This is a genomic window from Methylophaga sp. UBA1464 (assembly GCF_002325665.1).
GTDB lineage: Bacteria > Pseudomonadota > Gammaproteobacteria > Nitrosococcales > Methylophagaceae > Methylophaga.
In genome coordinates this window covers 41,331-42,052 of the sequence record NZ_DCSO01000095.1, presented here as the reverse complement: position 1 = coordinate 42,052, position 722 = coordinate 41,331, and the positions used below count along the sequence as shown (strand labels likewise).

The 722-nt window shown below is 45.8% G+C and carries 1 protein-coding gene; it reads left to right on the top strand.

All coding sequences use genetic code 11. From position 1 onward, the window contains the following. A partial coding sequence (gene hemN / locus B3O33_RS13040; protein ID WP_292363786.1) for an oxygen-independent coproporphyrinogen III oxidase occupies positions 1 to 722 on the top strand: 722 nt, incomplete at both ends.

Genomic DNA, 722 nt, shown 5'->3' with positions numbered 1-722 from the left:
GCTGTGCCTGCAACAAAATCATCACCAAAAATCGTGATCATGCCGCGCCCTACCTTGAAAACATCTCTAAAGAACTCGCGCTCAAAGCCGAATTAATTGATAGCAACAGACCGGTAACACAATTGCACTGGGGCGGTGGCACACCGACATTTATCAGCGAACAGCAAATGCAGGAGCTGATGGATGAAACCCGTCGTCATTTTCATATTGCCGATGATGCTGATATCTCGATTGAAATTGATCCTCGCGAAGCCAATGGTCAGACCATTGCCCTGTTAAAAAAATTAGGCTTTAACCGTATCAGTCTGGGGGTACAGGATTTTGATCCAGCCGTGCAAAAAGCCGTTAACCGGATTCAGTCTGAAGCTGGAGCACTGGCGGTAATTGATGCAGCACGTCAGCATCAGTTTCGCTCCATCAGCATTGATTTGATTTATGGGCTACCGCTGCAAACACTGTCAGGCTTTAATACGACACTCGATAAAATCATTGCCGCCGATCCTGATCGTATCTCATTATTTAATTACGCCCATATGCCAAAACTGTTTAAAACACAGCGGCAGATTAAAAGTGAAGACTTACCGACCGCCGAGCAAAAACTGAGCATATTGCAGCTTTCAATTGAGAAATTGACCCATGCGGGCTACCAATATATCGGCATGGATCATTTTGCCAAACCGGATGATGAACTGAGCCTGGCCCAGCAACAGAATCGTTTGCAT